A 26,665-nucleotide genomic window follows, 5' to 3' on the forward strand; every position below is an offset into this window, starting at 1 on the left:
AGTCACCCACGTGGCCAGGACCAAGGAATTCGATCCCGACGCCGCACTGCAGGCAGCCCTGGAGCTGTTCTGGCGGCGCGGTTACGAGGCGACGTCGATGGCGGACCTCGTCGAGCACCTCGGCATCGGCCGCGCCAGCATCTACGCCACCTTCGGCAATAAGCACGAGCTCTACCTCAAGGCCCTCGACCGGTACGCCGAGGTCCGTAACCCCCACCTGCTCGACGAGCTGTCCCAGCCGGGCCCCGCGCTGCCGGCCGTACGGACCGTGCTGCGCCGCTTCGCCGCCGAGTCGGCGTCCGAAGACCAGCGACTGAACGGCTGTTTCATCACCAACACGGCGGCCGAGCTGGGCCCGCACGACAGCGACGCCGCCCGCCGGGTCGAGGTGAACTGGGAGCACCTGGAAACCCTGCTGCACTCGGCGCTCGTACGGGCCCGGGCCCAGGGCGAGTTGCCTCCGGGCCGCGATCCACAGGCACTCGCGCGGATGCTGCTCGTCCTGATGCAGGGCCTGCGGATCGTGGGCAAAGCATCCACCGACCCGGCCAGGGTGCGGGACGCGACCGAGCAGGCACTGACCCTGCTGGACTGATCCGCCTCCCACGGTCCACCGACCCCCCTGTTCCACCGGCGCCTTCGGGCGCCTTATACACGCCTTCATAACAGACCGATCATTCCAGAACGTTCTGGGCACTCTCCTCAAGGAGTCACTACCATGACCATGACCGCCCGCTTCACCGGCAAGACCGTCCTCGTCACCGGGGCCGGATCCGGCCTCGGCCGGGCCATCGCGCTCGCCTTCGCCGCCGAGGGCGCACATGTGGTCGCCTCCGGGCGCGGCGCCACGCCCCTGGATGAAACCGTCGCGCTGGCCACCGAGGCGGGCGGCAGCGCGATCGCGATCACCGCGGACGTCACCCGCTCCGAGGACGTCCGGGCTCTCGTCAGCCGGACCGTCGAGCACTTCGGCGGTCTCGATGTCGCCGTCAACAACGCCGGTGTCTTCCGCGGTGGCCGCCCTGTCGCCGAACTGCCCGAGGCCGACTGGCGCACCCTCCTCGACGTCAATGTGACGGGCGTACTGCTCTCCATGCAGGCCGAGATCGACCGGATGCGCGTCCAGGACGGCGGCGGCGCGATCGTCAACATCTCCTCCAACCTCGGCGCGCACCTGCGCGTTCCGGGCATCGCGGGCTACGCAGCGTCCAAGGCCGCCGTCTCCGCCCTCACCCGCGGAGCCGCCCTCGACCACATCCACGACGGCATCCGGATCAACGCCGTGAGCCCCGGCGCCTCGGCCACCACCATGTCGCTGCGGCCCGGCGAGAGCGATGGCGAGCGCGCCGTCCGGATGAAGGAGGAGTCGCCGCTCGGCCGGGTGTCCACGGCCGAAGAGGTCGCCGCCGCAGTGCTCTACCTGGCCTCGTCCGACGCGGCATCCGTGGTCGGCACCGACCTGGTGATCGACGGCGGGAGCTCCGCCTGACGGTGCGGGACCTCCGCCCGACGGGCGGGCCGGTCGTAGGCTGGGGCCATGACGACCGGCTGGAACGCGAGCGACATTCCCGACCAGAGCGGCCGTACGGCCGTGGTGACCGGTTCCAACAGCGGCATCGGGCTGGTCACGGCGCGGGAACTGGCCCGCCGCGGCGCGCGCGTGATTCTCGCGTGCCGCAGCGAGGCCCGTGGCAGGAAGGCCGCGGCGGACATCCTGACCGACGTGCCCGACGCACAAGTCCAGTTCATGCCGCTGGACCTGGCAGAACTGTCCTCCGTACGGGACTTCGCACGGGACCTCGCGGGTGCGTACCCGCACGACGGTCTCGACCTGCTCGTCAACAACGCGGGCATCATGGCCCTCCCGTACGGAAGGACGGCCGACGGCTTCGAGACGCAGTTCGGCGTCAACCATCTCGGACACTTCGCCCTCACCGGACTGCTGCTCCCGCACCTGCTCCGGACGCCCGGCGCCCGCGTCGTGACCGTCTCCAGCGGGCTCCACGCGCTCGCCAACATCGACATGGGCGACCTCAACAGCGAGCGCAAGTACCGCCGCTGGGTGGCGTACGGCCGGTCCAAGTCGGCGAATCTGCTCTTCATCCACGAGCTGGCGCGGCGGCTCGACGCGATCGGCTCCGACATCGTCGCGGCGGCGGCACAGCCCGGCTACGCCCGTACCAACCTGCAGACCGCGGGCGCGCGGATGGAGGGCCGCAGGACGGCCGAGCGGCTCATCGAGTTCGGCAACCGGATCGTGGCGCAGTCCGCCGAAGAGGGCGCACTGCCCACCCTGTACGCGGCGACCGCGCCCGACGTACGTCCCGACTCGTTCACCGGGCCGAGGTTCCAGAGCTGGCGGGGCGCGCCCACCAGGTCGTGGCGCGCGCCGTGGACGCTGAACGATGTGGCGGGCGAACGCCTGTGGTCCGCGTCCGAGCAGGCCACCGGTGTGACGTACGAGGGCCTCAAGTCCTGAGGCCCTCGCCGTCACCCGCCGGCCACTGCCGTGTCCGGGCGGTGCGTGAGCCGGGGTGTCGGCCGATGTGCCCCACTCGTCGAGCAGGCCGAACCAGGTGGCCCAGTCGCTGCCCGTGGCCGCCGTCAGCGCGCCGTCCGACACGCGACCGGGCTGGGCCACACGGAGATCGCCCGGCGCCTGGTCGACGACCACGGGGTGGGCGGCTGGTACGCGCAGTCGATCACGGTGGGCTACGAGCAGGAGCGCGGTCTGCGCACGGTCGGCCAGTCCTCCGGCGGCGGCTGGCAGGCGGGTGGCGACAGGACGGTGGATGCTCCGGTGGCGTCGCTCGACGCGGCTTTCACCGACGAGGCCGTACGTCGCCGCTGGCTGCCCGTCGGCGAGTTCTCGGTGCGGTCGCACCGGGCGGGGAAGACGCTGACCGCGGACTTCTCGGGCGCGCCCGGCGGCCCTCCCGGCCGGATCTCGGTGCGCTTCACGGCCACGGGCGAGGCGAAGACGCGGGTGTCGTTGGCGCATACGAAGCTGGCCGACGGGGATGCGGTGGCGGCAGCGAAGGCGTTTTGGCGGGAGCGGTTGGGGACGTTGAAGGTGCTTTTGGAGTCTTGAGGGGGTTGCGTGGCGGGGACGTGTGGGGTGCGGGTTGCCTGCGGCGCGTTCCCCTACCCACCGCTTCCCGCAACTGGTGCTCCGCCCCAGACCCCGGTCCGCAAACGCCGGACGGCTGAACTGGGCGGGATGGGAGAACGCGGGGGCGGTCCCACGCCCTGGTCCCGGTCCTCACACGCCGGACGGGCCGAAATGGGCGGGTGACGGGGCAGCTCGGTCTCCCGACCCCGGTCCTCCGGACGGACTAGTGCCGCGGCAGGTGCCGTTTGCCCGTCAAGGTGCGGCGCCCGGTGCGTGCTCTCGGCGTGCCGGCCGGAAGTCCTCGTACTGGACGTACCTGGGCTTTCGGCCGGTGCGGCGAAGGGGGGCCCTCCCCGTTCGAGCGAAGCCGAGAACTCGGGGGCGCGTGCCGGACACCGCGACAGGGCAAATGTTGCCTGGCGCGGCACTAGCTGAAATGGGCCAGGGTTTTCAGCCCGTCCGGCGTTTGAGGACACGCCCGCAGGGCCCCCGCGCTACCCCCGCAGTTCCTCCGCCGCATCCGTGACCCGCCCGATCAGCCGGAGCAGCGTCTCCCGCTCGGTCTCGTCCAGCGGGGCGAGGAACACCTGGTTCATCCGGGCCGTCCTGGTGACCAGTTTGCGGTGCGCCTGGGTGCCCTCCCGCGTCAGCTTGAGGACATTGCGCCTGCCGTCGAGCGGATCACGGACCCGCTCCAGCAGGCCCCGCCCGGCCAGCCGCGCCACCACATCGGCGATCGTCGAGCGGTCCAGGTGGACGTGCTCGCCGAGGGTGCGCTGGTCGATGTCCGGCTTGTCGATCAGCGCGTTGAGCACGGCGAACTGCGGTGACGTGGTCTCCTCCGAGACCATCGTGGTCCACAGCAGCGTGTGCGCCTGCTGCAACCGGCGGGCCAGATGCCCGGGGTGGGTGCTCAGATCGACCGCGGCCATGCGGGATCAGCCTCCTGCGTGAGATGCTCTGTGTACTGAGCTGTTGACGTCCACACAACTCGATGGAAGTGTACGGCCTCAACCGAGTATTAGTCAGCACACTGAGCAAATAGCGGAGTGATGATGGCAGAGATTCGCAGCCTGCACGACGCCGTGGCGGACCTCGTCCACGACGGGGACACCGTCGCGATGGAGGGCTTCACCCATCTGATCCCGTACGCCGCGGCGCACGAGGTGCTCCGCCAGGGCATCACCGATCTGACCCTCGCCCGGATGACACCCGACGTCATCTACGACCAGCTGATCGGCGCCGGTCTGGTCAAGAAGCTGATCTTCTCCTGGGGCGGCAACCCCGGCGTCGGCTCACTGCACCGCTTCCGCGACGCTGTCGAGAACGACTGGCCCCGCCCGCTGGAGCTGGACGAGCACAGCCACGCCGGCCTGGCCAACCGTTACGTCGCGGGCGCCTCCCGGCTGCCCTTCGCCGTACTGCGCGGCTACCGCGGCTCCGGGCTCGCCACCCGCACGAACACGGTCTCCACCGTCTCCTGCCCCTTCACCGGCGAGGAGCTGGCCGCCGTCGCCGCGCTCAACCCGGACGTCACAGTCATCCACGCCCAGCAGGCCGACCGCAGCGGCAACGTCCAGCTGTGGGGCCTGACCGGCGTCCAGAAGGAGGCCGCGCTGGCCGCCGACCGGGTGCTGGTCACGGTCGAGGAGATCGTCGACGAGCTGGCGCCGCGGCCCGGCGGTGTCGTCCTGCCGACGTGGGTCCTGGACGCGGTCGCGCTGGTTCCCGGCGGCGCCCATCCCTCGTACGCCTCCGGGTACTCGGTGCGCGACAACGACTTCTACCAGGCGTGGGATTCGATCGCCCGGGACCGCGACACATTCACCCGCTGGATCGAGACCCACATACACACCCACGCGGAAGGCACGGCGGTCCGATGAGCGGTTCTCCCCACCCTTCCTTCAGCCGGGACGAGTTGATGGAGGTCAATGCGGCCCGCGCCCTCGCCGGGGCGCGGACCTGCTTCGTCGGCATCGGCCTGCCCTCCACCGCGGCCAACCTCGCCCGCGCCACCGTCAATCGGGACCTCGTACTGATCTACGAGTCCGGCACGATCGGGTCCAAGCCGACCCGGCTGCCGCTGTCCATCGGCGACGGCGAACTGGCCGAGACCGCGGACGCGGTGATTCCCGTCCCCGAGATGTTCAACTACTGGCTCCAGGGCGGCCGGATCGACGTCGGTTTCCTCGGCGCCGCCCAGGTCGACCGCTTCGCCAACATCAATACGACGGTCGTGGACCGCGGCCCGGGAAAGCCGGAGGGCCGCCTGCCGGGCGCCGGTGGCGCGCCCGAGATCGCGTCCAACTGCGGCAAGGTGCTGATGGTGCTGCGGCACTCCACCCGCAACTTCGTGCAGAAGCTGGACTTCGTCACCACGATCGGCCACGGCTCGGGCCCCGGCGACCGCGAGAAGCTGGGCATGCCCGGCGCGGGCCCGGTCGCCGTCATCACCGACCTCGGCATCCTGCGCCCCGACCCGGCCACCGCCGAACTGGTCCTCACCGAGCTGCATCCCGGCGTCACCGTCGAGCAGGTGCGGGCCGCCACCGGCTGGGAGCTGAGAAGCGCACGGACCGTGGGCGCCACCGAGCCCCCGACCGTCGGGGAACTCACCGCCCTGCGCGCCCTCAAGTCCGCGTGAAAGGAAGAACGTTGAGGGAAGAACGTGAGGGGAAGAACCTGATGGCATCCGTCCAGTCCACTCAGTCCGTCCAGTCCACCCAGTCCGACATCGACGACGAGATCGCCCGGATACAGGCGGAGGTACGCGCCGGGGGCGCACCCGGCGGGCATCATCCGCCGCGTGACTTCCCGCCGTACCGCAGCAGCGTGCTGCGCCACCCGAAGCAGCCGCTGGTCGCCGTCGCCGGGGACCCGGAGACGGTCGAGCTCTCCGGGCCCGTCTTCGGCCACACCGACGTCTCGGAACTCGACCACGACCTGACCCGCGGGCACCAGGGCGAGCCGCTCGGCGAGCGCATCACCGTGTCGGGCCGACTGCTGGACAGCGCGGGCCGGCCCGTACGCGGCCAACTCGTCGAGGTCTGGCAGGCCAACGCCTCCGGCCGCTACGCGCACCCCCGCGACCAGCACCCCGCGCCGCTCGACCCTCACTTCACCGGCGTCGGGCGGGCGCTGACGGGCCAGGACGGCTCGTACACCTTCACCACCATCAAGCCGGGCGCCTACCCGTGGCGCAATCACGAGAACGCGTGGCGGCCCGCGCACATCCACTTCTCGCTCTTCGGCTCGGCCTTCACCCAGCGTCTGGTCACCCAGATGTACTTTCCGGGCGACCCGCTCTGCGCCTACGACCCGATCCTCCAGTCGGTGACGGACGACGCGGCACGCGAGCGGCTGGTCGCGGCGTACGACCCGACGCTCTCCCGCCCGGAATGGTCGCTCGGCTACCGCTGGGACATCGTCCTGGACGGGCCGTCCGCGACCTGGATCAAGGAAGGCCGCTCATGAAGCCGCTGCCCCCCACCCCCTCTCACACGATCGGCCCCTTCTACGGCCACGCGCTGCGCTTCCCCGGCGGCGGTGACATCGCCCCGCCCGGCCACCCGGACGCGTTCACCCTGCACGGGCACGTGTACGACGGCCAGGGCGCGCCGGTGCCGGACGCGATCGTGGAGTTCTGGCAGGCGGCCCCGGACGGTTCCCTGGCCGGAGAGCCGGGGTCGATGCGCCGCAACGGTGTCGGCTTCACGGGCTTCGGCCGGGTCCCGACCGACCCGGACGGCCACTACACACTCCGCACCCTCCCGCCGGGGGCGCCCGCGACCCCGTACATCAGCCTGTGCGTGTTCGCGCGCGGCCTGACCCACCACCTGTTCACCCGCGCGTATCTCTCCCCGGTCCCGGACACGCTGCTCGCCTCGCTGGAGCCCGAGCGCCGGGCGACACTGATCGCACAGCCCGAACCGCACCGAACCCACCGCTTCGACATCCGCCTCCAGGGCGAGGGAGAGACGGTCTTCCTTGACTTCGCCTGACACCACTTCGCCTGACACCACTTCGCCCGATCCGACTGCGCTTGACACGACTCCGCCCGATGCAGCCGAGCCTGACATGATTTCGCCTGATGCCGACCACCTCGACCAGGGCCTCCTCTCCCCCGTACGGGCGGGAACGGCGGCGGAAGCCGCGACCGGCGACCCGGCCCTGCTCCAGGCGATGCTGGACGCGGAGGCCGCCCTGACCCGGGCGCAGGGCCCGCGGTGGGCGGCCGACGCGGTGGCGGCCGTGGCGCGGGCCGACCGCTTCGACGTACGCGACCTGGCGCTGCGGGCCAGGCCGGGCGGCAACCCGGTGATCCCCCTGGTGGCCGACCTGACGGCGGCGGCGGGCGAGGAGGCCGGTGAATACGTACACCGGGGTGCGACCAGCCAGGACATCATCGACACGGCGATGATGCTGGTGGCGACGCGCACGCTCCCCTGCATCACGGCCGACCTGACCCGCACGGCGGAGGCACTGGCGATCCTCGCGAGGGAACACCGGGACACCCCGATGCCGGGCCGCACCCTGACCCAGCACGCGGTCCCGACCACCTTCGGCCTCAAGGCAGCGGGCTGGCGGAGCCTGGTCCTGGACGCCCAGGACCGCCTGCGGGCCTTGCGCCTCCCGGCCCAACTCGGCGGCGCGGCAGGCACCTTGGCCGGCTTCGCCGCGCCCACCGGCCCGCACGAGGGGGCCCCGGAAGAACGCGCCGCAGGCACCCCGGCCCCCATCCCGGCCACCTCCCCCTTGGCCCTCGTCACCGCCTACGCCGAGGAACTCGCCCTCCCCGCCCCCCACCTCCCCTGGCACACCCTTCGCACCCCCATCACGGATCTGGGCACCGCACTCGCCTTCACCTGCGTCGCGCTCGGCAAATTCGCCACGGACATCCGCACCCTCGCCCGGACGGAAATCGCAGAGGTCACCGAAGCCACCTCTGCCAGTCCAGCCTCCGCAGACACCTCGGTAACTACCGACACCGCCCCCGGCACCTCGTCCGCCATGCCCCACAAGGCCAACCCCGTGCACGCCACCCTGGTCACCTCCGCCGCCCAGCAGGCCCCCGCCCTGGCAGCCACCCTCCTCGGCTCGCTGGCCGCCGCCGAGGACGAACGCCCCGCGGGCGCCTGGCACGCCGAGTGGCAGCCCCTGCGCGAGCTGCTGCGGCTCGCGGGCGGCGCGGCGGACCACGCGGCGGACCTGGCCGAGGGCCTTCGCGTCCACCCGACCCGGATGCACGAGAACCTCGGCCTCACCGACGGCCTGATCGTCAGCGAGCGCATCGCCGCGGCCCTGGCCCCCGCCCTCGGCAGGGCCCGCGCCAAGCAGCTCCTGACCGCGGCCTCCCGCCGTGCGGCAGCCGAGGGCATCCCGCTGGCCGAGGCCCTGGCCGACACGCTCCCCGCGACCGAACTCGCCGAACTCACAGAACTCACTGAGCCCGCCGAACTCGCCGAACTGACCGACCCCACCGGCTACACCGGCTCTGCGGCGGCCCTGGTCGACCGAGCCCTGGAACGCGCCCCGGAGGCCCCGCATGCCTGACGCCACCCGCCTCCCGCACCTCCGCCTGGACGGGCCAGCCGATGCCGCGCCGCTCGTCCTGGGCCCCTCCCTCGGCACCTCGCTGGCCGTCTGGGAGCCCCAGCTGGCGCCCCTGGCCCGCACCCGCCGCGTGCTGCGCTGGGACCTCCCGGGCCACGGCGGCACCCCCGCCGACCCCGCCCTGCTCCCCCACGACGGCACCGCCACCGTCGCCGGCCTGGCGGCGCTCGTCCTGCGGGCCGCCGACGCCCAGGGCTGGGAGTCCTTCGCGTACGCCGGTATCTCGCTCGGCGGCGCGGTGGGGCTGCACCTGGCCGCGCACCACCCGGAGCGGGTCTCCGCGCTCGCAGTGGTGTGCTCCGCCGCCCGCTTCGGCGACCCGGCGGCCTGGCGGGAGAAGGCCGACCTGGTGCGGGCCGAAGGCACCGGGGCGATGGTCGCGAGCCGACCCGGCACCTGGTTCGCGCCCGCCTTCGCCACGTCGGGGGCGGCGCGGGCCCTCATCGCCGACCTGCGTGCCACCGACCGCGCGGGCTACGCGGCCTGCTGCGACGCACTGGCGGCGTACGACCTGCGGGGCGCGCTGCCCGCGATCACCGCGCCGACGCTCGTCGTCGCGGGCCGCGACGACCCGGCGACCCCGCCCGCACTGGCCCGCGAGATCGCCGACGGCGTGCCGGGCGCCGGCCTCCTGGAGATCGCGGGCGCTGCCCATCTGGCCAATGTGGAGATGCCGCAGGCCGTGACGGCCGCGCTGGTCGCGCACTTCGCGCCGCCCCCGGTCCGCGACGACGCGACCCGGCACGCGGCGGGCCTGGTCGCCCGCAGGGAGGTGCTCGGGGGCGCCCACGTGGAGCGAGCGATCAGCCGCACCACCCCGTTCACGGCCCGTTTCCAGGACTTCATCACCCGCTACGCGTGGGGCGAGATCTGGACGGAGGGGACCCTGGACCGCCGTACCCGCAGCTGCGTCACGCTCACCGCGCTCGTGGCCCAGGGCCACGAGGCGGAGCTGGCCCTGCATGTGCGGGCCGCGCTGACCATCGGCCTGACCCGCGACGAGATCGGCGAGGTCCTGCTCCAGACGGCCGTCTACTGCGGGATCCCCGCGGCGAACTCGGCGTTCTCCGTCGCGCAGCAGGTCTTCGACGACCTGGACACCCCCTAGACTCCGCCCCCTGGCCTCTGGGAAGGGTCCGGCCGAAAGGCGCGACACACACTCGCAACCCATCTGTCGTAATCCCCGCGCATGGTTGATCGTTGGGCCGTGGAGCACAACGGTGCTCGAACGCCCAGGGGGAACGACAACAGGGGGCACCACATGACCATCAGCCGCAGAAAGCTGCTCGGAGCCGGTACCGGCCTCGCCCTCACCGGGGCGATGTCCACCGCGTGCGGGTCCAACACCGGTCGGGAAGACGGGGGTTCCGAGGCCGGGAAGCCCGCATTGGCGCAGTGGTACCACCAGTACGGCGAGCCCGGCGCCGAGCAGGCCGTACGCCGGTACGCAGCCGCGTACGACAAGGCCAAGGTCGATGTCCAGTGGCGGCCCGGCAATTACGACCAACAGACCGCCGCCGCGCTCCTCACCGCGTCGGGGCCTGACGTCTTCGAGGTCAACGGCCCCTCCCTGGACCAGATCCAAGGCAAGCAGGTCATCGACCTCACCGAGCTCTTCGACGGGGTGCGCGACGACTTCAATCCGGCCGTCCTCGCCCCCAAGACGTACGACGGAAGGCTCTGGTCGATCCCGCAGACCATCGACACGCAGCTGCTGTACTACCGCAAGAGCATGCTGGCGGACGCCAAGGTCCGGCCGCCCCGCACCCTCGACGAACTGATCGACGTGGCGAAGGAGTTGACGAGCGACAAGGTCAAGGGGCTCTTTCTCGGCAACGACGGCGGCGCGGGCGTGCTCGGCGGTACGCCCCTGTACGCCGCCGGGCTCGGCCTCGTCACCGACGACGGCGAGGTCGGTTTCGACGACCCGGCCGCCGCCCGCGCCCTCGGGAAGATCCGGCAGCTGTACGCCGACAAGTCGCTCCTCCTCGGCGCGCCCACCGACTGGTCGGACCCGTCGGCCTTCATCCAGGGTCTGACGGCCATGCAGTGGTCGGGCCTGTGGGCGCTGCCCGCCGTCCAGAAGGCGCTCGGCGACGACTTCGGCGTCCTGCCCTTCCCCAAGGACGGCGGCTCGGGCAAGGACACCGTGCCGGTCGGCGCGTACGGCGCGGCCGTCAGCGCCCGCAGCAAGCACAAGGACGCGGCCAAGGACTTCGTGAAGTGGCTGTGGATCGAAAAGGCCGACTTCCAGGAGGACTTCGCGCTGTCGTACGGCTTCCACATCCCGGCGCGCATCTCCCTGGCGAAGAAGGCGCAGAAGCTCAGGAGCGGCCCGGCGGCCGACGCCGTGCGCTTCGCCACCGAGAGCGGCTACGCGCAGCCGCTGCTGTGGACGCCCGCCTCACAGACGGCGTACCAGGACGCGCTGAGCCGGATCATCAAGGACGGCGCGAACCCCGACACCGAGCTCAGGTCCGTCGTACGCAAAACGAACGACGAGCTCCAGCGCGTGCGGAAGAAGAAGCCGTGACGAAGGCGAAGGTCCTGGGGACCCAGAACCGGACGCTCTGGTTCTGGGTCTTCGTCGGGCCCTTCGCGCTCGGACTGGCCCTCTTCACCTACGTTCCACTGCTGTGGAGCGCCTACCTGAGCTTCTTCGACGCGCACAACACCGTCTCGCCCACCGAGTTCGTCGGCTTCGACAACTACACGGCGATGCTCGGCGACGAGGCCTTCACCAGCAGCCTGGGTACCTTCGCGCTGTTCTCGGCGTTCATCGTGCCCACGACGTACGCCCTGTCGCTCGCGCTCGCGCTGATGGTCAACCGGCTGCGCTTCGCCCAGGCCTTCTTCCGGTCCGTCTTCTTCCTCCCGGCCGCCTGTTCGTACGTCGTGGCGGCGCTGGTCTGGAAGCTGTCGATCTTCAACGGGGTGCGGTTCGGGCTGGCGAACACGGTCCTGGACTTCTTCGGCCTGGAGCAGGTCGCCTGGCTCTCGACGACCCAGCCGCCCTGGTACTGGCTGGTCATCGTGACCGTACGGCTGTGGCTCCAGGCCGGTTTCTACATGATTCTCTTCCTGGCCGGGCTCCAGCGCATCTCGCCCCAGCTGTACGAGGCGGCGGCCGTCGACGGGGCGCGGCCCGGCTGGCAGGTGCTGCGGTACATCACCGTTCCGCTGCTGCGCTCCACGTCGGTGGCCGTGGTGCTGCTGCTCGTCATCAACGCGTTCCAGGCGTTCGACGAGTTCTACAACCTGCTGTCGGACGCGCGGGGTTATCCGCCGTACGCCAGACCACCGCTGGTCTACCTCTACTACACGGCGCTCGGGCAGGGGCAGAATCTCGGGCTCGGCAGTGCCGGCGCGGTGATCCTGGCGCTGATCATCGCCGTGGTGACGCTCTTCCAGGCCCGCTGGCTGGGCCTCGGCCGCAAGGAGGACTGAGCCATGGACCAGGCACTGCTACGGGCCGGCCGGGCCCTGCGGGTCGTGCTGCTGCTCGTGCTCGCGGCGCTCTTCCTGATCCCGTTCTATCTCCTCCTGCGCAACGGTCTGGCCACCGAGCAGGACATCACCTCGCCGCAGTGGACGTTCTTCCCGGCCGAGCTCCAGTGGTCAAACATCGGTGAGCTCTTCGACGACCCGGCCGTCCCGATGGCGCGCTCGCTCCTCAACTCCGCGCTGATCGCCGTCGCGACGACCCTCGGGACGCTGCTGCTCGCGTCGCTCGCCGGGTACGGTCTGGCCCGCATCCCCTACCGGTACGCCGACCAGGTCTTCTACGCGATCCTCGGCACGCTCATGGTCCCGGCGGCGGTCACGTTCGTGCCGAGCTTCGTGCTCGTCTCGTCGCTCGGCTGGGTCTCGACGCTGCGCGGGCTGATCGTCCCGACGCTGTTCTCGGCGTTCGCGGCGTTCATTTTCCGCCAGTATTTTCTGGGCTTCCCCAAGGAGCTGGAGGACGCGGCACGGGTGGACGGGCTCGGCTACTGGCGTACGTACTGGCGCATCGTCGTACCCAACTCGCGGCCCGTCTTCGCCGCCGTCGGGACGATCGTGTTCATCGGCGCGTGGAACTCCTTCCTGTGGCCGCTGGTGATCGGGCAGGACCGGGAGGCCTGGACGGTGCAGGTGGCACTGTCCACGCTGACCACCGCACAGGTGATCAATCTGCATGAGCTGTTCCTCGCGGCGGTGGTGTCGATCTTTCCGCTGCTGCTGGTGTTTCTGCTGTTCCAGCGGTGGATCGTGGCCGGGGTGGAGAGGTCCGGCATCGACGACTGAGCACCTGGAGGGCCGGGCACCTGACTGAACACCTTCCGCTCACCCGCCGTTGACGTTCCGTCAATTCGGGAGCCTTAGATTCCGGGGGTTCACCGTCCCCCATCCCTGGAGCGAGACATGGAACGTCGTAACTTCCTGCGCGGCGCGGTCATCGGCACCTCCGCGGCGGCCTTCGGAGGCACCCTCTGGCGCGGCGCCGCCTACGCCGCGCCCGCCCAGCCGGGCGCCGGCCCGTACGGCGCGCTGAGTACGGCCGACGCGAACCGCATCCGGCTGCCCGCCGGTTTCAGCAGCCGTGTCATAGCCCGCTCCGGCCAGAAGGTCGGCTCGACCGCCTACACCTGGCACAACGCACCGGACGGCGGCGCCTGTTACGCGGACGGCACCGGCTGGATCTATGTCTCCAACTCGGAGATCAACCCCTCGGGCGGCGCGGGCGCGGTCCGCTTCTCCTCGACGGGCGCGATCACCGGCGCGTACCGCATCCTGTCCTCCACCCGGCAGAACTGCGCGGGCGGCAAGACCCCGTGGAACACCTGGCTGTCCTGCGAGGAGGTCGACCGCGGTTACGTCTACGAGACCGACCCGTGGGGCGTGAAGGCGGCCGTGCGCCGGGACGCGATGGGCCGCTTCAAGCACGAGGCAGCCGCCGCCGACCCCGTGCGCAGGACGATCTACCTCACCGAGGACACGACCGACGGCTGCTTCTACCGCTTCACACCCACCACCTGGGGAGATCTCTCCGCGGGCCGACTTGAGGTGCTGAAGATGGGCTCGGGCACGTCCGGACCCGTCACCTGGGCCACCGTCCCCGACCCGAGCGGCGCCTCGACCGCCACCCGCGACCAGGTCTCGGGCGCCAAGCGCTTCACGGGGGGCGAGGGCTGCCACTACGCCTACGACACCTGCTGGTTCACCACCAAGGGCGACAACCGGGTCTGGCAGTACAACGCGGCGGCCCAGACCATCGAGCTGGCCTACGACGACTCCCTGGTCTCCGGCACCGCCCCGCTCACCGGCGTGGACAACGTCACCGGCACATCCTCCGGCGACCTGTTCGTGTCGGAGGACGGCGGCAACATGGAGATCTGCGTGATCACCCCGGACGACGTGGTGGCACCGTTCCTGCGGATCGAGGGCCAGTCCGGCTCGGAGATCACCGGACCGGCCTTCTCACCCGACGGCCGGCGCCTGTACTTCTCCAGCCAGCGCGGCACGAGCGGCAGCTCGTCAGGGGGCATCACCTACGAGGTGACGGGCCCGTTCCGGGCGTAGCGGCCGGCCGCGCGGGGCGTCGTACGGGCCCGCTCGCGCGGCTTCGCCCAGCTTCCCTCCGCCGTGGCGCCGCCCCTCAGCAGGGCGGCGCCCAGCGGGGTCAGTGAGTGCAGCACCGCGTTGCCGTGCCGCAGGGTGACGAGGAGGCCCGCCTCGCGCAGCACACAGGCGTGCTGGCTCGCCGAGGCCAGGGACACCCCGGACCGGCAGGCCAGTTCGCTGGTGGTGCAGCCGCTTCCGATGGCGCCCAGGACCGCCGAGCGGGTGGCGCCGACCAGCCGGGCGAGGGACGGGCCCGGGTCCGTGTCCGCGCCCGGGGACCCGGTGTGGGTCACCGGGTAGACCAGGACGGGCGCCAGCCGCGGGTCGCGGTAGACCACAGGCGTGCCCCGGCAGAAGAACGACGGCTGGAGCAGCAGGCCGCGGCCGTCCAGATGCAGGTCGCGGTCGACCGGGTAGTCGGCCTCCAGGACCGGCGGGCGCCAGCGCAGCATGGGCGGCAGCGAGGCGAGGAGTTCGTCGGCGCCGCCGTCCAGCAGGGCCCGGCCGCGGGCCGCCCGGTCCGCCTCGACGTGCGCCTGGATGTGCGGCCAGTACGGCTCGACGGCGGCCCGGTGGTAGCCGCGCAGGGCGCCGTTGAGGCGGCCCACGGCGCTGCTGCGGCCCTCGGCAAGCGGAGCGAGCCGGTCGGGCGGGGCCGTGCGGTCCGTGGCGAGCAGGGCCAGTTCGCCGCGCAGCCGCTCGGGTGCGGTGGCCCGTATCGCTTCGAGGCCCGTCTCCATGCCGTTCAGACCTTCACGGGGGGTCAGGAAATCCGGGAAATAGCCCCGGGTGGGCACCACGGCGGCGAGCAGTCGTGTTTCACCTTTCAACCGTGTACGGGATTCCTTGCGCCATTCCCCGAAGACCTGCGCGCCGCGCCGGTCCCTTATTCGGTGAAAGCTGAGAATCGTTTCCCACAACGCGTCGGGCCGGGCGGCCAGCCGCACCTTCGACAAGTCCCCGTCGGAGAAATGGACACGTAGCACCGAACCCCCACCTGTTGCATCCGCAATCGCCCCCCGCAACCGAGTATGCATGCCATCACAGGCCGTCACCACGGTCTTTCAGCCACAGTTGAAACGTATCGCGGCACCCCTGTGCCGAACGAAATGCTGTACCCAGCCGGGCACGCAACCGGAGCGACCGAAAAAGCACAGTGAAGGCCGTGGGGGGCTTTGCTGGGCTTGGCGGCGGTCGGTGAAGGTGCGGCTCCGTGGCCGGCAGAGGTATCAGGATGTGGTCGACGGATGGGTGTCCGTCGACCACATCTTGCCCCGTTTCACCGGCGGACGGCGGGAAAATGGCGGAATTGTACTCCCACTGTTTTCTTTTGTTGCCCTGGGTTCCACTCCGGTGGTTCACACCGTTACACCGGCGTTCGCCCGGCTGGACGGATTCGGTGGTTGGGCAGCAGTACACGATTCAACCGCGGACTTCGAAACGCCACAGCGAATATCCGTACCGGGTCTGCCGTGCGAGGCCCAGCAGCCGCACGAACCGCGCTGCCACCGGCTCGATCTCCGCCGCGTCCTGCCCGGCGGACCGCCGGCCGCGCCGCTCGACGACGGACCGCCAGTGCGTGCCGTCCTCGGAGACCTGGACGTCGTAGTCGCGGCCGGCGGCGGCCTCCCAGTCGAGCAGGAAGCGCCGGTGGTTCGCGCCGGGATCAAAGCGCAGCAGGGTCTCGCTCTCCCTGGCGGGCCCGGTGGTGGCGCGTGGTGATGCGATGCGGATACCGGTGAGGTCGGCGATCTCCTGGGTCAACTGCCGCGCGAGGAGCAGCAGTCGGGTGGCGTCGCGGGCGACGGCCACGACGCGCGAGTCCTCACTGAGCCGATACGTTCCCGAGCCTCCGGTCCACTCCTGGAGGGCGGGGGCCACGACGGGTCGGGCATGGGTGCCGTCCGCGTTCACGGGGGCCTCCTCGACGGCGTGTGCGCCCGGCGGGCGGTACATGCGCCTGGAAAGCACAGTAGAGCGGCGGCACCTCCGCACAAGGTGCCGCCGCTCTTTTCACTGCGCCGGAGCCCGCCGACGGTTCATGAGGGTCGGAGTGAGCCGAAGACGGCTCCGGTGGTACGTGCCGGGTCGGTCCGGTCCGGTCCGGCCGGCGGACCCGGGCTGTGCCGGCCGGTGGACCCGGTCGGCTTCGCGGTCAGCGCGAGTCGCTGGCCGAGGCCTGCGCCGCCGCGCGGCCCGCCTCCAGGCGGGCCACCGGAATCCGGAACGGCGAGCAGGACACGTAGTCCAGGCCCACCTCGTGGAAGAAGTGCACCGACTCCGGGTCGCCGCCGTGCTCGCCGCACACGCCGAGCTTGAGGTCGGGGCGCGTGGCACGGCCCGCCTCGCAGGCGGAGCGGACGAGCGCGCCCACACCGTCGCGGTCGATGGTCTCGAACGGGGAGACCCCGAAGATGCCCTTCTCCAGGTACGCCGTGAAGAAGCTCGCCTCGACGTCGTCGCGGGAGAAGCCCCAGACGGTCTGGGTGAGGTCGTTCGTACCGAAGGAGAAGAACTCGGCGGCCTCGGCGATCTGGCCCGCCGTGAGCGCGGCGCGCGGCAGCTCGATCATCGTGCCGATGGTCAGCTTCAGCTTGGTGCCGGTGGCGGCCTCGACCTCGGCGATGACCAGGTCGGCCTCGTCGCGGACGATCTCCAGCTCCTGGACGGTGCCGACGAGCGGAATCATGATCTCGGCGCGCGGGTCGCCCTTGGCGTTCTTGCGCTGCGCGGCCGCCTCCGCGATGGCGCGGACCTGCATCGCGAACAGGCCGGGGATGACCAGGCCCAGACGTACACCGCGCAGGCCGAGCATCGGGTTCTGCTCGTGCAGCTTGTGCACGGCCTGCAGGAGGCGCAGGTCGTTCTCGTTGGCGTCCTTGCGGGACTCCGCGAGGGCCACGCGCACCGACAGCTCAGTGATGTCCGGCAGGAACTCGTGCAGGGGCGGGTCGAGCAGCCGCACGGTGACGGGCAGGCCGTCCATCGCCTCGAACAGCTCGATGAAGTCGGCCTTCTGGAGCGGCAGCAGCGTGGCGAGCGCGGTCTCGCGCTCGTCGTCGGTGTCCGCGAGGATCAGCTTCTCGACCATCTCGCGGCGCTCGCCGAGGAACATGTGCTCGGTGCGGCACAGGCCGATGCCCTGGGCCCCGAAGCGGCGTGCCCGCAGGGCGTCCTCGGCGTTGTCGGCGTTGGCGCGCACCCGCAGCCGGCGCACCCGGTCGGCGTAAGCCATGATCCGGTGCACGGCGGCGACCAGCTCGTTGGCGTCGTCGGCGCCCGCGTGCATGCGGCCCTCGAAGTACTCGACGACCGGGGACGGTACGACGGGTACCTCGCCGAGGTACACCTTGCCGGTGGAGCCGTCGATCGATACGACGTCGCCCTCTTCGATGACGATGCCGCCGGGCGCCGTCATCCGGCGGCGCTTCGTGTCGACTTCGAGCTCCTCGGCGCCGCAGACACAGGTCTTGCCCATGCCGCGCGCGACGACGGCGGCGTGCGAGGTCTTGCCGCCGCGGGAGGTCAGGATGCCCTCGGCGGCGATCATGCCGTTGAGGTCGTCGGGGTTGGTCTCACGGCGGATGAGGATGACCTTCTCGCCGGAGCGCGACCACTTGACCGCGGTGTACGAGTCGAAGACGGCCTTGCCCACGGCCGCGCCCGGCGACGCGGCGATGCCACGGCCGAGCTTCTCCGTCTTCGCCTCGTCGTCGAAGCGCGGGAACATCAGCTGCGCGAGCTGCGCGCCGTTGACGCGCTGGAGCGCCTCGGCCTCGTCGATCAGGCCCTGGTCGACGAGCTGCGTGGCGATGCGGAACGCGGCGCCCGCGGTGCGCTTGCCGACGCGGGTCTGGAGCATCCACAGCTGACCGCGCTCGATGGTGAACTCGATGTCGCAGAGATCCTTGTAGTGGGTCTCCAGCGTCTCCATGATCTGCATGAGCTGGTCGTACGAAGCCTTGTCGATGTTTTCGAGGTCGGCGAGCGGCACCGTGTTGCGGATGCCGGCGACGACGTCCTCGCCCTGCGCGTTCTGCAGGTAGTCACCGTAGACGCCCTGGTGGCCGCTGGCCGGGTCACGGGTGAAGGCGACGCCGGTGCCGGAGTCGGGGCCGAGGTTGCCGAAGACCATCGAGCAGACGTTGACGGCCGTGCCGAGGTCGCCCGGGATGCGCTCCTGGCGGCGGTAGAGCTTGGCGCGGTCGGTGTTCCACGAGTCGAAGACCGCGTTTATGGCGAGGTCCATCTGCTCGCGCGGGTCCTGCGGGAAGTCGCGTCCGGCCCGGTCGGAGACGATCTTCTTGAAGCGCTTGACGAGCTTCTTGAGGTCGGCCGCTTCGAGGTCGGTGTCGATCACGACCTTCTTGGCCTGCTTGGCCTCCTCCAGCGCTTCCTCGAAGAGGTCGCCATCGACGCCGAGCACGGTCTTGCCGAACATCTGGATGAGGCGGCGGTAGGAGTCCCACGCGAAGCGCTCGTCGCCGCCGACCTGCTTGGCGAGCCCGGTGACGGACTTGTCGGAGAGCCCGATGTTCAGGACGGTGTCCATCATGCCGGGCATGGAGAACTTGGCGCCCGAGCGGACGGAGACGAGCAGCGGGTCGTCGGCCTGGCCGAGCTTCTTGCCCATCTTCTGCTCAAGAGCTTCGAGGTACGCGCTGACCTCGGCCCGCAGCGCCTCCGGCGCCTCGCCGCTGGCGAGGTAGACCTTGCACGCCTCGGTGGTGATGGTGAAGCCCGGAGGGACGGGCAGCCCGAGGTTGGTCATCTCGGCCAGGTTCGCACCCTTGCCGCCGAGCAGGTCTTTGAGGTTCTTGTTGCCCTCGGTGAAGTCGTAGACGAACTTCGGGAGATCTTTTTTTTCCGACACGGGTCTCGACTCCTCGAGGACGCGGTGGCTGCCCTGACGGCGAGGAACATACCCAGATCGAAGGTGTCTGGGTACGTCCACTTGACCGTCATGCGGTCTTAACCACTCGTCCGCCAGCAGATCGAAAGTGATCGTACTCCGGAGCCCACCCTCGACATGTGTTCAAGAGTCGTAGACATGATGATCGAAAGTGGCGAAATGGGCCGCCAGGATCACCCAAGAGTCACTGTTGCGTACGGGAAACGAAGAAAAACAGGGTGGCACCCAGTGCCACCTTTTGAGAGATGGACCCCTGCGTCTGTCGCTCATCTGAGCGACACCCCTATCAGGCGTGGCGAGAATCACGTCCCTGTCCGGGCCCGAATCTCACGATCCAGACCCCCGCGTGGACGGTTTGTCCCCTCCGGGCTCTCAGCCTCCGGAAGTGTCCAGCTCAGCGTCCGCGCTCAAGCCCGAGCAGTCGTACGGATCCTTCAACCAGCCGTCCGGCAGAACCACCCGGCCGTTGCCCGACGTGCGCCCACGCGGCCCGTCGGCCCCCTCGGGCCATGCCTGGTCCAGATCCAGCTCGCTCAGGTGAGCGTCCATTTCGGCCAAAGATGAGGAGATCGCGAGCTTCCTGCGCATCTCCGAGCCGACCGAGAAGCCCTTGAGGTACCAGGCGACGTGCTTACGGAAGTCAATGACCCCACGCGCCTCGTCCCCGATCCACTCCCCCAGCAGCTCCGCGTGCCGCCGCATGACCTTGGCGACCTCGCGCAGCGGCGGGGCGGCGTACGCGTCCGTGCCCTCGAACCCGGCCACGAGGTCCCCGAACAGCCACGGCCGCCCCAGGCACCCACGGCCCACGACGACGCCGTCACAGCCCGTCTCACGCATCATCCGCAGGGCGTCGTCGGCCGACCAGATGTCGCCGTTGCCGAGGACCGGGATCTCGGGCACATGCTCCTTGAGCCGCGCGATCGCGTCCCAGTCCGCCGTACCGCCGTAGTGCTGGGCCGCGGTCCTGCCGTGCAGCGCGATGGCCGTCACACCCTCCTCGACCGCGATGCGCCCGGCGTCGAGGTAGGTGAGGTGCTCGTCGTTGATGCCCTTGCGCATTTTCATGGTCACGGGCAGCGCGCCCGCGTTCGCGACGGCCTCGTTCAGGATCGCCCGCAGCAGTGGCCGCTTGAAGGGGAGCGCGGAGCCGCCGCCCTTGCGGGTCACCTTGGGCACCGGGCAGCCGAAGTTCAGGTCGATGTGGTCGGCCAGGTCCTCGTCCACGATCATGCGGACGGCCTTGCCGACGGTGACCGGGTCCACGCCGTACAGCTGCATCGAGCGCGGGCGCTCGGTGTCGTCGAAGCGGATGAGCTGCATGGTCTTCTCGTTGCGCTCGACCAGCGCCCGCGTCGTGATCATCTCGCTGACGAACAGGCCCTTGCCGCCCGAGAACTCCCTGCACAGGGTCCGGAACGGCGCATTGGTGATGCCCGCCATGGGAGCGAGCACCACGGGCGGCCGCACCACGTGCGGACCGATCTTCAACTGCGTCATCTGCGAGGTACCTCGTACGTGAAGGCCGGGCGTGCGGGACAGGGTGAGGCAACCATTGTCCCGCACCGGAGGTAGCGTCGGTTCATGCCCGAGCCCAGTCATAGGCGGCGGCTGCTTGTGCTGGGCATTTGCTGCATGAGCCTGCTGATCGTCAGCCTCGACAACACGGTCCTCAACGTCGCCCTGCCCTCCATGCGCGAGGAGCTGGACGTCGGCGTCGCCGGGATGCAGTGGACGATCGACGCGTACACCCTCGTCCTCGCCTCCCTGCTGATGCTCGCGGGCTCCACCGCCGACCGGATCGGGCGCCGCAAGGTCTTCGTGGCCGGTCTGGTCGTCTTCACGCTGGGGTCGCTGCTGTGCTCACTCGCGCCGAACCTCGAAGCGCTCGTCGCCTTCCGGATGGTCCAGGCCGTCGGCGGCTCCATGCTCAACCCCGTCGCGATGTCGATCATCACCAACACCTTCACGGACCCGCGTGAGCGCGCCCGCGCCATCGGGGTGTGGGGCGGGGTCGTCGGGATCTCGATGGCCGCGGGACCGCTGATCGGCGGCCTGCTGGTGGACACCGTGGGGTGGCGGTCCATCTTCTGGGTCAATCTGCCGGTGGGCATCGCCGCGCTGCTGCTGACCCTTCGGTACGTGCCCGAGTCGCGCGCTCCGAAGCCGCGCCGGCCCGACCCGGTCGGCCAGCTGCTGATCATCGCGCTGCTCGGCTCGCTGACGTACGCGATCATCGAGGCGCCCGCGGCCGGCTGGACATCGCCGCTGATCCTGTCCTTCGCCGCGCTGGCCGCGGCCTCGCTCGTCGGGCTGCTCGTGTACGAGCCCAGGCGGGCGGAGCCACTGATCGACCTGCGGTTCTTCCACAGCGCGCCGTTCAGCGGCGCGACGGTGATCGCGGTGTGCGCGTTCGCGGCGCTCGGCGGCTTCCTGTTCCTGAACACCCTGTATCTCCAGGACGTACGGGGACTGTCCGCGCTGCACGCCGGTCTGTTCATGCTGCCGATGGCGGCGCTGACCTTCGTGTGCGCGCCGCTCTCGGGGCGGCTGGTGGGCAGTCGCGGGCCGCGGCTCCCGTTGCTGGTGGCGGGCGTCGCGATGGCGGCGAGCGGCGTGCTGTTCGCGGCGTTCGGGGCGGAGACGTCCACGCCGCTGCTGTTCACCGGGTACGTGCTCTTCGGCCTGGGCTTCGGCATGGTGAACGCGCCGATCACCAATACCGCCGTCTCCGGGATGCCACGGGCCCAGGCGGGCGTCGCGGCGGCCGTCGCCTCCACCAGCCGGCAGATCGGCCAGACCCTGGGCGTCGCCGTGATCGGCGCCGTGCTGGCCGCCGGGGCGCACGGCAGCTCGTACGAGGACGGCTTCGTGGCCGCGAGCAGGCCCGCCTGGTGGATCATCGCCGGATGCGGGCTCTGCGTGCTCGTGGTGGGAGCGCTGACCAGCGGCCCATGGGCCAGGGAGTCGGCCTTGCGCACGGCGGACCGGCTCCGGGAGCCGGCCGAGGACCGGACCCCGGCGCATGCGGACAAGGGCGTGGGCCCTGACCACCTGAGGTGATCCGGGCCCACCGGTCCTGATGTGCCGCGGGGCGGAGCGTCAGGCCTTCTTGGGCTTCTCGGCCTTCTTGCCCTGCGCCGGCTCGTCCTGCGCCGTCGCCTCGCTGTTCTCCTCCTGGGTGGCGGCGGCGCGCTCGCGCATCTTGCGCACCAGCTCGTCCTTCTGCTCTGCGGCGCCCCTGCGGTCGGCGTTGCGCGTGGGACCGTTGTCCGCGACTTCGGCGCGGGACATCCTCTTGCGCTGTCCGCCTACGCCGAGCAGGTTGTTGCGGCTCTTTGCCACGGGTTCTCCCGGAAAGGTTGAGAAGTGATCTGCGGAATTGTCTGGTGGGGGGCGGAGGTGGAGTCCGCCGCGCTCTCACTCGTAGATCTGGAAGAACATGCACGCAACTTTACCGGGCCGTACGGGGCCCGGCGTCCATTTTTCGTCCGGCCCCGGCGCACCGAGGTCCCGGCGACCGGTCGGCCGGGGTCGCGGCGACCGTCCACTCAGCTCCCGGCGCCGCCCGGGTCAACGGTCGCTTGGTGGGCCTCCGTGAGGTGTTCCTCGGCCTTGAGCCAGGGCAGGAACTGCGCTCCCTTGCGCCAGCCGCACGTGTCGCAGGTGAGCATCCGCTGTATTCCGGACCGCTGGACGCGGACCACGTGCTCACGGCCGTGCTGATCCCATCTGCTCACTTCGCCGGCGGTCGTCGACGGCATCGTGCCTCCCTGGAACGCCTTCGGAACGCGTCCGCTCAGTGTGCACGAAGCCCCCGGTCCGAAAATCGGACCGGGGGCTCAGTCGGTGCTTGGAACGCCTAGGGGGTGTCCGGCCGATCTCCGTGGGTGAAGGAGCGGGGGCTGGTGCGTGGGAGCCGCGAGGCGCAGGAGGGAGTCGACGCGGAGCGTCGGTGACCGACGACAACGCCGCGGATGTGCGTGCCGGACCCCGCGACGCCACGGAGATCGGGCCGGACACCCCCTAAGACATCAGCAGCCGAGGAGACGGCCACCGAGGTACGACTGGATCTGGTCCAGCGAGACGCGCTCCTGCTTCATGGTGTCGCGGTCGCGCACCGTCACCGCGTTGTCGTCGAGGGTGTCGAAGTCGACGGTGACGCAGAACGGCGTACCGATCTCGTCCTGACGACGGTAGCGGCGGCCGATGGCGCCCGCGTCGTCGAACTCGATGTTCCAGTTCTTGCGCAGGTCGGTCGCCAGGCCCTTGGCCTTCGGCGACAGGTCCGGGTTGCGCGACAGCGGAAGCACCGCGACCTTGACCGGCGCCAGGCGCGGGTCGAGGCGCATCACGGTGCGCTTCTCCATGACGCCCTTGGCGTTGGGCGCCTCGTCCTCGATGTACGCGTCGAGCATGAAGGCGAGCATGGCGCGGTTCACGCCTGCCGCCGGCTCGATGACGTACGGAGTCCAGCGCTCGCCGGCCTCCTGGTCGAAGAACGACAGGTCCTGGCCGGAGGCCTTGGAGTGCGCCTTGAGGTCGAAGTCGGTGCGGTTGGCGACGCCTTCGAGCTCGGAGAACTCATTGCCACCGAAGTTGAAGCGGTACTCGATGTCGGCGGTGCGCTTCGAATAGTGGGACAGCTTCTCCGCCGGGTGCTCGAACCACCGCATGTTCTCCTCGCGGAGACCGAGCTCGCGGTACCAGCTCCAGCGCTGCTCCATCCAGTATTCCTGCCACTGCTCGTCCTCGCCCGGCTTGACGAAGAACTCCATCTCCATCTGCTCGAACTCGCGGGTGCGGAAGATGAAGTTGCCCGGAGTGATCTCGTTCCGGAAGGACTTGCCCATCTGCGCGATGCCGAACGGCGGCTTCTTGCGCGAAGTCTGCTGCACCTGGGCGAAGTTGGTGAAAATGCCCTGCGCGGTCTCGGGTCGCAGGAAGGCCCGCGAGCCGGTGTCCTGGGTCGGGCCGAGGTGCGTCTCCAGCATGCCGGAGAACTGCTTGGGCTCGGTGAACTGGCCCTTGGTACCGCAGTTCGGACAGTTGACGTCGGCAAGGCCGTTCTCCGGGGCGCGGCCGTTGTGCTTGGCCTCGTACGCCTCGGTCAAGTGGTCCGCGCGGTGCCGCTTGTGACAGGCGGTGCACTCGGTCAGCGGGTCGGAGAACGTCGCGAGGTGACCGGACGCCTCCCACACCTCGGGGGCCAGGATCACCGAGGAGTCGAGACCGACCACGTCCTCGCGTGCGATGACCATGGAGCGCCACCACTGACGCTTGATGTTTTCCTTCAGTTCGACACCCAGCGGTCCGTAGTCCCAGGCGGCCTTGGAGCCGCCGTAGATCTCACTGCACGGGTAGACGAAGCCACGGCGCTTGCTCAGGCTGACGATGGTGTCGATCTTGTCGGCGGCCACGGTGCTCTCTTCATTACGACGACGACGAACGGCGAATGCTTCAGATTACCGGCGCCCGTACCCCCCGGATCAAATCGGTACCTGACAGAGACTCGGCAGCGGGCGGACCGGAAGCCGGCGCGAGCCCGGGAGCGGGTCGGGAGCGTCACCGGGAGCGGGATCACATCCCGCATTGTTGACAATCGTTTCCACTTTTGTTGAAAATGAGTATCATGAACGTAAGACGACGCCTGATACCCACCACCGCCGCCGCCGGAGCGCTCGCGCTCGGTCTGATGACCCTCAGCGCCTGCTCCTCGTCCAACGCCGCCGACAAGAACAGCAACGGCAAGCTCGACGTGGTGGCGTCGTTCTACCCCATGCAGTTCCTGGCCGAGCAGATAGGCGGCGAGCACGTCGCCGTATCGACCCTGACCAAGCCGGGTGTAGAGCCGCACGACCTGGAGCTCAGCCCCAAGCAGGCCGCGCAGCTCGGCGAGGCGGACTTCATCGTCTACCTCAAGGGCCTGCAGCCAGCCGTCGACGAGGCCGTCGAGCAGTCCGGCGTGAAGAACACCGCCGACGCCGCCGCCCTCACCCACCTCGAAGAGCACGGCACCGAGGTCGGCCACGAGGAGCACGCCAGGGAAGAAGAAGGGCACGACCACGGCGAGGCCGCGGGCGACCCCCACATCTGGCTGGACCCGGTGAAGTACGCCGAGGTCGCCAAGGGTGTCGGCAAGGCCCTGGAGAAGGCCGACCCGGACAACGCGGCGGCGTACCAGAAGAACACCAAGACCCTGGTCGGCAAGCTCGGCGGCTTGAACACGAAGTTCGAGAACGGCTTGAAGAACACCACGACCAGGACCTTCATCACCACGCACTCCGCCTTCGGCTACCTCGCCGAGCGCTACGGCCTGGAGCAGGAGGGCATCAGCGGCCTCGACCCCGACTCCGAGCCCAGCCCGGCCCGTATGAAGGACCTCCAGAAGATCGCCAAGCAGGAGAAGGTCTCCACGGTCTTCTTCGAGACCCTCGTCAGCGACAAGACCGCCAAGACCCTGGCCGGCGACACCGGCCTGAAGACCGACGTCCTGGACCCGCTGGAGGGAATTACGGACCGGTCGAAGGGCGCTGACTACCTCGCGGTCATGGAGTCCAACCTCACCGCGCTGCAGAAGGCCCTCGGCGCGAAGTGACCCCCGCAATCCCCGCAGCATCGGACCCGTCAGCATCGGAGGCGCGCGCCATGAAGGCCATCAAGCCCGAGCCCGTCATTTCCCTTCGCGCGGCGGCGGCCACCCTCGGCTCGCGCCCCGTGCTGCGCGGGATCGACCTCACCGTGCACCGCGGTGAGGTCGTCGCGCTGCTCGGCGCCAACGGCTCGGGCAAGTCGACGGCCGTGCGCGCGGTGATCGGCCAGGTGCCGCTCACCGACGGCAGCATCGACCTGTTCGGTACGCCACTGCGCCGCTTCCGCGCGTGGGCGCGCATCGGTTACGTACCGCAGCGCACCACCGCCGCCAGTGGTGTGCCCGCGACCGTCTACGAGGTCGTCTCCTCGGGGCGTCTCTCCCGTTCGAAGCTGCGCTGGCCGTCGAAGGCCGACCGCGCCGCCGTGCACCGCGCCATCGGGCTCGTCGGGCTCGCGGACCGGGCCAAGGACTCCGTGAACGCCCTCTCCGGCGGCCAGCACCAGCGCGTCCTCATCGCGCGGGCGCTCGCCTCCGAGCCGGACCTGCTGATCATGGACGAGCCGATGGCGGGCGTGGACCTGGCCAGCCAGGAGATCCTCGCCGAAACGCTGCGGGGCCAGGTCGCCGCCGGCACGACCGTGCTGCTCGTCCTGCATGAACTCGGCCCACTGGAGCCGCTGATCGACCGCGCGGTGGTGCTGCGCGACGGCTGCGTCACCCACGACGGGCCGCCCCCCGAGGCGCTTGGCCAGCACGCGCTGCCGGGCCACGACCACGTACACCCCCATGCGGCTTCCGAGCCCGTCCGGACGGGACTGCTGACCTGATC

General features: G+C 70.3%; 25 protein-coding genes. 17 read left to right on the forward strand and 8 right to left on the reverse strand.

Going from position 1 to position 26,665, the window contains the following annotated elements:
• Positions 1 to 10: 10 nt before the first annotated feature.
• The 4 genes from QMK30_RS23685 (at position 11) to QMK30_RS23700 (ending at position 3,091) form a co-directional block, all read left to right on the forward strand.
• Positions 11 to 595, forward strand: coding sequence for a TetR/AcrR family transcriptional regulator (locus tag QMK30_RS23685; RefSeq protein ID WP_283520318.1), 585 nt, complete (start codon positions 11 to 13; stop codon positions 593 to 595).
• Between the two features lie 129 nt (positions 596 to 724).
• The gene (locus tag QMK30_RS23690) at positions 725 to 1,489 is read left to right on the forward strand and encodes an SDR family NAD(P)-dependent oxidoreductase (protein ID WP_283520386.1); all 765 of its coding nucleotides are present in this window, start codon (positions 725 to 727) and stop codon (positions 1,487 to 1,489) included.
• 48 nt (positions 1,490 to 1,537) lie between these two features.
• Positions 1,538 to 2,479 carry an oxidoreductase gene (locus tag QMK30_RS23695; RefSeq protein WP_283520319.1) on the forward strand — a complete coding sequence of 314 codons (942 nt, stop codon included), beginning with the start codon at positions 1,538 to 1,540 and terminating at the stop codon, positions 2,477 to 2,479.
• Positions 2,480 to 2,524: 45 nt separating this feature from the next.
• Complete coding sequence (locus QMK30_RS23700) at positions 2,525 to 3,091, forward strand: SRPBCC family protein (RefSeq protein WP_283520320.1); 567 nt, start codon at positions 2,525 to 2,527, stop codon at positions 3,089 to 3,091.
• Positions 3,092 to 3,606: 515 nt separating this feature from the next.
• Here QMK30_RS23700 and QMK30_RS23705 read toward each other — a convergent pair.
• Positions 3,607 to 4,044: a MarR family winged helix-turn-helix transcriptional regulator gene (locus QMK30_RS23705; RefSeq protein WP_283520321.1), complete on the reverse strand. Its 438-nt coding sequence runs from the start codon at positions 4,042 to 4,044 to the stop codon at positions 3,607 to 3,609.
• 123 nt (positions 4,045 to 4,167) lie between these two features.
• Here QMK30_RS23705 and QMK30_RS23710 point away from each other — a divergent pair, with 123 nt between their 5' ends.
• From QMK30_RS23710 to QMK30_RS23755, 10 genes are all read left to right on the forward strand, one after another.
• Positions 4,168 to 4,995 carry a CoA transferase subunit A gene (locus tag QMK30_RS23710; RefSeq protein WP_283520322.1) on the forward strand — a complete coding sequence of 276 codons (828 nt, stop codon included), beginning with the start codon at positions 4,168 to 4,170 and terminating at the stop codon, positions 4,993 to 4,995.
• Entirely contained in the window at positions 4,992 to 5,756 is a 765-nt protein-coding gene (locus QMK30_RS23715) for a CoA-transferase subunit beta (protein ID WP_283520323.1), read from the forward strand. Before QMK30_RS23710 ends, QMK30_RS23715 begins: the two co-directional genes overlap by 4 nt.
• A gap of 41 nt (positions 5,757 to 5,797) precedes the next feature.
• Positions 5,798 to 6,586 carry a protocatechuate 3,4-dioxygenase subunit beta gene (gene pcaH, locus QMK30_RS23720; protein ID WP_283520387.1) on the forward strand — a complete coding sequence of 263 codons (789 nt, stop codon included), beginning with the start codon at positions 5,798 to 5,800 and terminating at the stop codon, positions 6,584 to 6,586.
• Positions 6,583 to 7,113 carry a protocatechuate 3,4-dioxygenase subunit alpha gene (gene pcaG, locus QMK30_RS23725; RefSeq protein ID WP_283520324.1) on the forward strand — a complete coding sequence of 177 codons (531 nt, stop codon included), beginning with the start codon at positions 6,583 to 6,585 and terminating at the stop codon, positions 7,111 to 7,113. Before pcaH ends, pcaG begins: the two co-directional genes overlap by 4 nt.
• A gap of 76 nt (positions 7,114 to 7,189) precedes the next feature.
• Positions 7,190 to 8,665, forward strand: coding sequence for a lyase family protein (locus tag QMK30_RS23730; protein WP_283520325.1), 1,476 nt, complete (start codon positions 7,190 to 7,192; stop codon positions 8,663 to 8,665).
• Entirely contained in the window at positions 8,658 to 9,833 is a 1,176-nt protein-coding gene (pcaDC, locus tag QMK30_RS23735; protein ID WP_283520326.1) for a bifunctional 3-oxoadipate enol-lactonase/4-carboxymuconolactone decarboxylase PcaDC, read from the forward strand. Before QMK30_RS23730 ends, pcaDC begins: the two co-directional genes overlap by 8 nt.
• A 153-nt stretch (positions 9,834 to 9,986) precedes the next feature.
• Positions 9,987 to 11,258, forward strand: a complete 1,272-nt coding sequence (locus QMK30_RS23740) for an ABC transporter substrate-binding protein (protein ID WP_283520327.1) — start codon at positions 9,987 to 9,989, stop codon at positions 11,256 to 11,258.
• The gene (locus QMK30_RS23745; protein WP_283520328.1) at positions 11,255 to 12,172 is read left to right on the forward strand and encodes a carbohydrate ABC transporter permease; all 918 of its coding nucleotides are present in this window, start codon (positions 11,255 to 11,257) and stop codon (positions 12,170 to 12,172) included. The genes QMK30_RS23740 and QMK30_RS23745 overlap by 4 nt, the downstream gene beginning before the upstream one ends.
• Before the next feature lie 3 nt (positions 12,173 to 12,175).
• Positions 12,176 to 13,012, forward strand: a complete 837-nt coding sequence (locus QMK30_RS23750) for a carbohydrate ABC transporter permease (protein ID WP_283520329.1) — start codon at positions 12,176 to 12,178, stop codon at positions 13,010 to 13,012.
• A 117-nt stretch (positions 13,013 to 13,129) separates the two neighbouring features.
• Entirely contained in the window at positions 13,130 to 14,287 is a 1,158-nt protein-coding gene (locus QMK30_RS23755) for an alkaline phosphatase PhoX (RefSeq protein WP_283520330.1), read from the forward strand.
• On the opposite strand, the gene QMK30_RS23760 is transcribed toward QMK30_RS23755, so the two are convergent.
• The 4 genes from QMK30_RS23760 to dusB all read right to left on the reverse strand — a co-directional run bounded on the left by QMK30_RS23760 (position 14,257) and on the right by dusB (position 20,741).
• Positions 14,257 to 15,315: an ArsR/SmtB family transcription factor gene (locus tag QMK30_RS23760; RefSeq protein ID WP_283520331.1), complete on the reverse strand. Its 1,059-nt coding sequence runs from the start codon at positions 15,313 to 15,315 to the stop codon at positions 14,257 to 14,259. The genes QMK30_RS23755 and QMK30_RS23760 overlap by 31 nt on opposite strands.
• A gap of 436 nt (positions 15,316 to 15,751) precedes the next feature.
• Positions 15,752 to 16,243 carry a discoidin domain-containing protein gene (locus QMK30_RS23765; protein WP_283520332.1) on the reverse strand — a complete coding sequence of 164 codons (492 nt, stop codon included), beginning with the start codon at positions 16,241 to 16,243 and terminating at the stop codon, positions 15,752 to 15,754.
• Between the two features lie 241 nt (positions 16,244 to 16,484).
• Positions 16,485 to 19,202 (reverse strand): pyruvate, phosphate dikinase, encoded by a 2,718-nt coding sequence (ppdK, locus tag QMK30_RS23770; RefSeq protein WP_283520333.1) that lies wholly within the window; start codon positions 19,200 to 19,202, stop codon positions 16,485 to 16,487.
• A gap of 411 nt (positions 19,203 to 19,613) precedes the next feature.
• Positions 19,614 to 20,741, reverse strand: a complete 1,128-nt coding sequence (gene dusB, locus QMK30_RS23775; protein ID WP_283520334.1) for a tRNA dihydrouridine synthase DusB — start codon at positions 20,739 to 20,741, stop codon at positions 19,614 to 19,616.
• Positions 20,742 to 20,825: 84 nt separating this feature from the next.
• On the opposite strand from dusB, the gene QMK30_RS23780 reads away from it, so the two are divergent.
• A complete protein-coding gene (locus tag QMK30_RS23780; protein WP_283520335.1) occupies positions 20,826 to 22,304 on the forward strand; it encodes an MFS transporter in 1,479 nt (492 codons plus the stop codon).
• Positions 22,305 to 22,343: 39 nt separating this feature from the next.
• On the opposite strand, the gene QMK30_RS23785 is transcribed toward QMK30_RS23780, so the two are convergent.
• The 3 genes from QMK30_RS23785 to QMK30_RS23795 form a co-directional block, all read right to left on the reverse strand.
• Entirely contained in the window at positions 22,344 to 22,586 is a 243-nt protein-coding gene (locus QMK30_RS23785; RefSeq protein WP_283520336.1) for a DUF6243 family protein, read from the reverse strand.
• Positions 22,587 to 22,792: 206 nt separating this feature from the next.
• Positions 22,793 to 23,005 (reverse strand): hypothetical protein, encoded by a 213-nt coding sequence (locus QMK30_RS23790; RefSeq protein WP_283520337.1) that lies wholly within the window; start codon positions 23,003 to 23,005, stop codon positions 22,793 to 22,795.
• A 270-nt stretch (positions 23,006 to 23,275) separates the two neighbouring features.
• A complete protein-coding gene (locus tag QMK30_RS23795; protein WP_283520338.1) occupies positions 23,276 to 24,661 on the reverse strand; it encodes a glycine--tRNA ligase in 1,386 nt (461 codons plus the stop codon).
• A gap of 212 nt (positions 24,662 to 24,873) precedes the next feature.
• On the opposite strand from QMK30_RS23795, the gene QMK30_RS23800 reads away from it, so the two are divergent.
• Together QMK30_RS23800 and QMK30_RS23805 are read left to right on the forward strand one after the other, a co-directional pair.
• Positions 24,874 to 25,839 carry a metal ABC transporter substrate-binding protein gene (locus QMK30_RS23800; RefSeq protein WP_283520339.1) on the forward strand — a complete coding sequence of 322 codons (966 nt, stop codon included), beginning with the start codon at positions 24,874 to 24,876 and terminating at the stop codon, positions 25,837 to 25,839.
• 50 nt (positions 25,840 to 25,889) lie between these two features.
• The gene (locus QMK30_RS23805) at positions 25,890 to 26,663 is read left to right on the forward strand and encodes a metal ABC transporter ATP-binding protein (protein ID WP_283520340.1); all 774 of its coding nucleotides are present in this window, start codon (positions 25,890 to 25,892) and stop codon (positions 26,661 to 26,663) included.
• Positions 26,664 to 26,665: the final 2 nt, after the last annotated feature.

Origin of the sequence: Streptomyces sp. H27-C3 (assembly GCF_030063415.1) — a bacterium.
Lineage (GTDB): Bacteria > Actinomycetota > Actinomycetes > Streptomycetales > Streptomycetaceae > Streptomyces.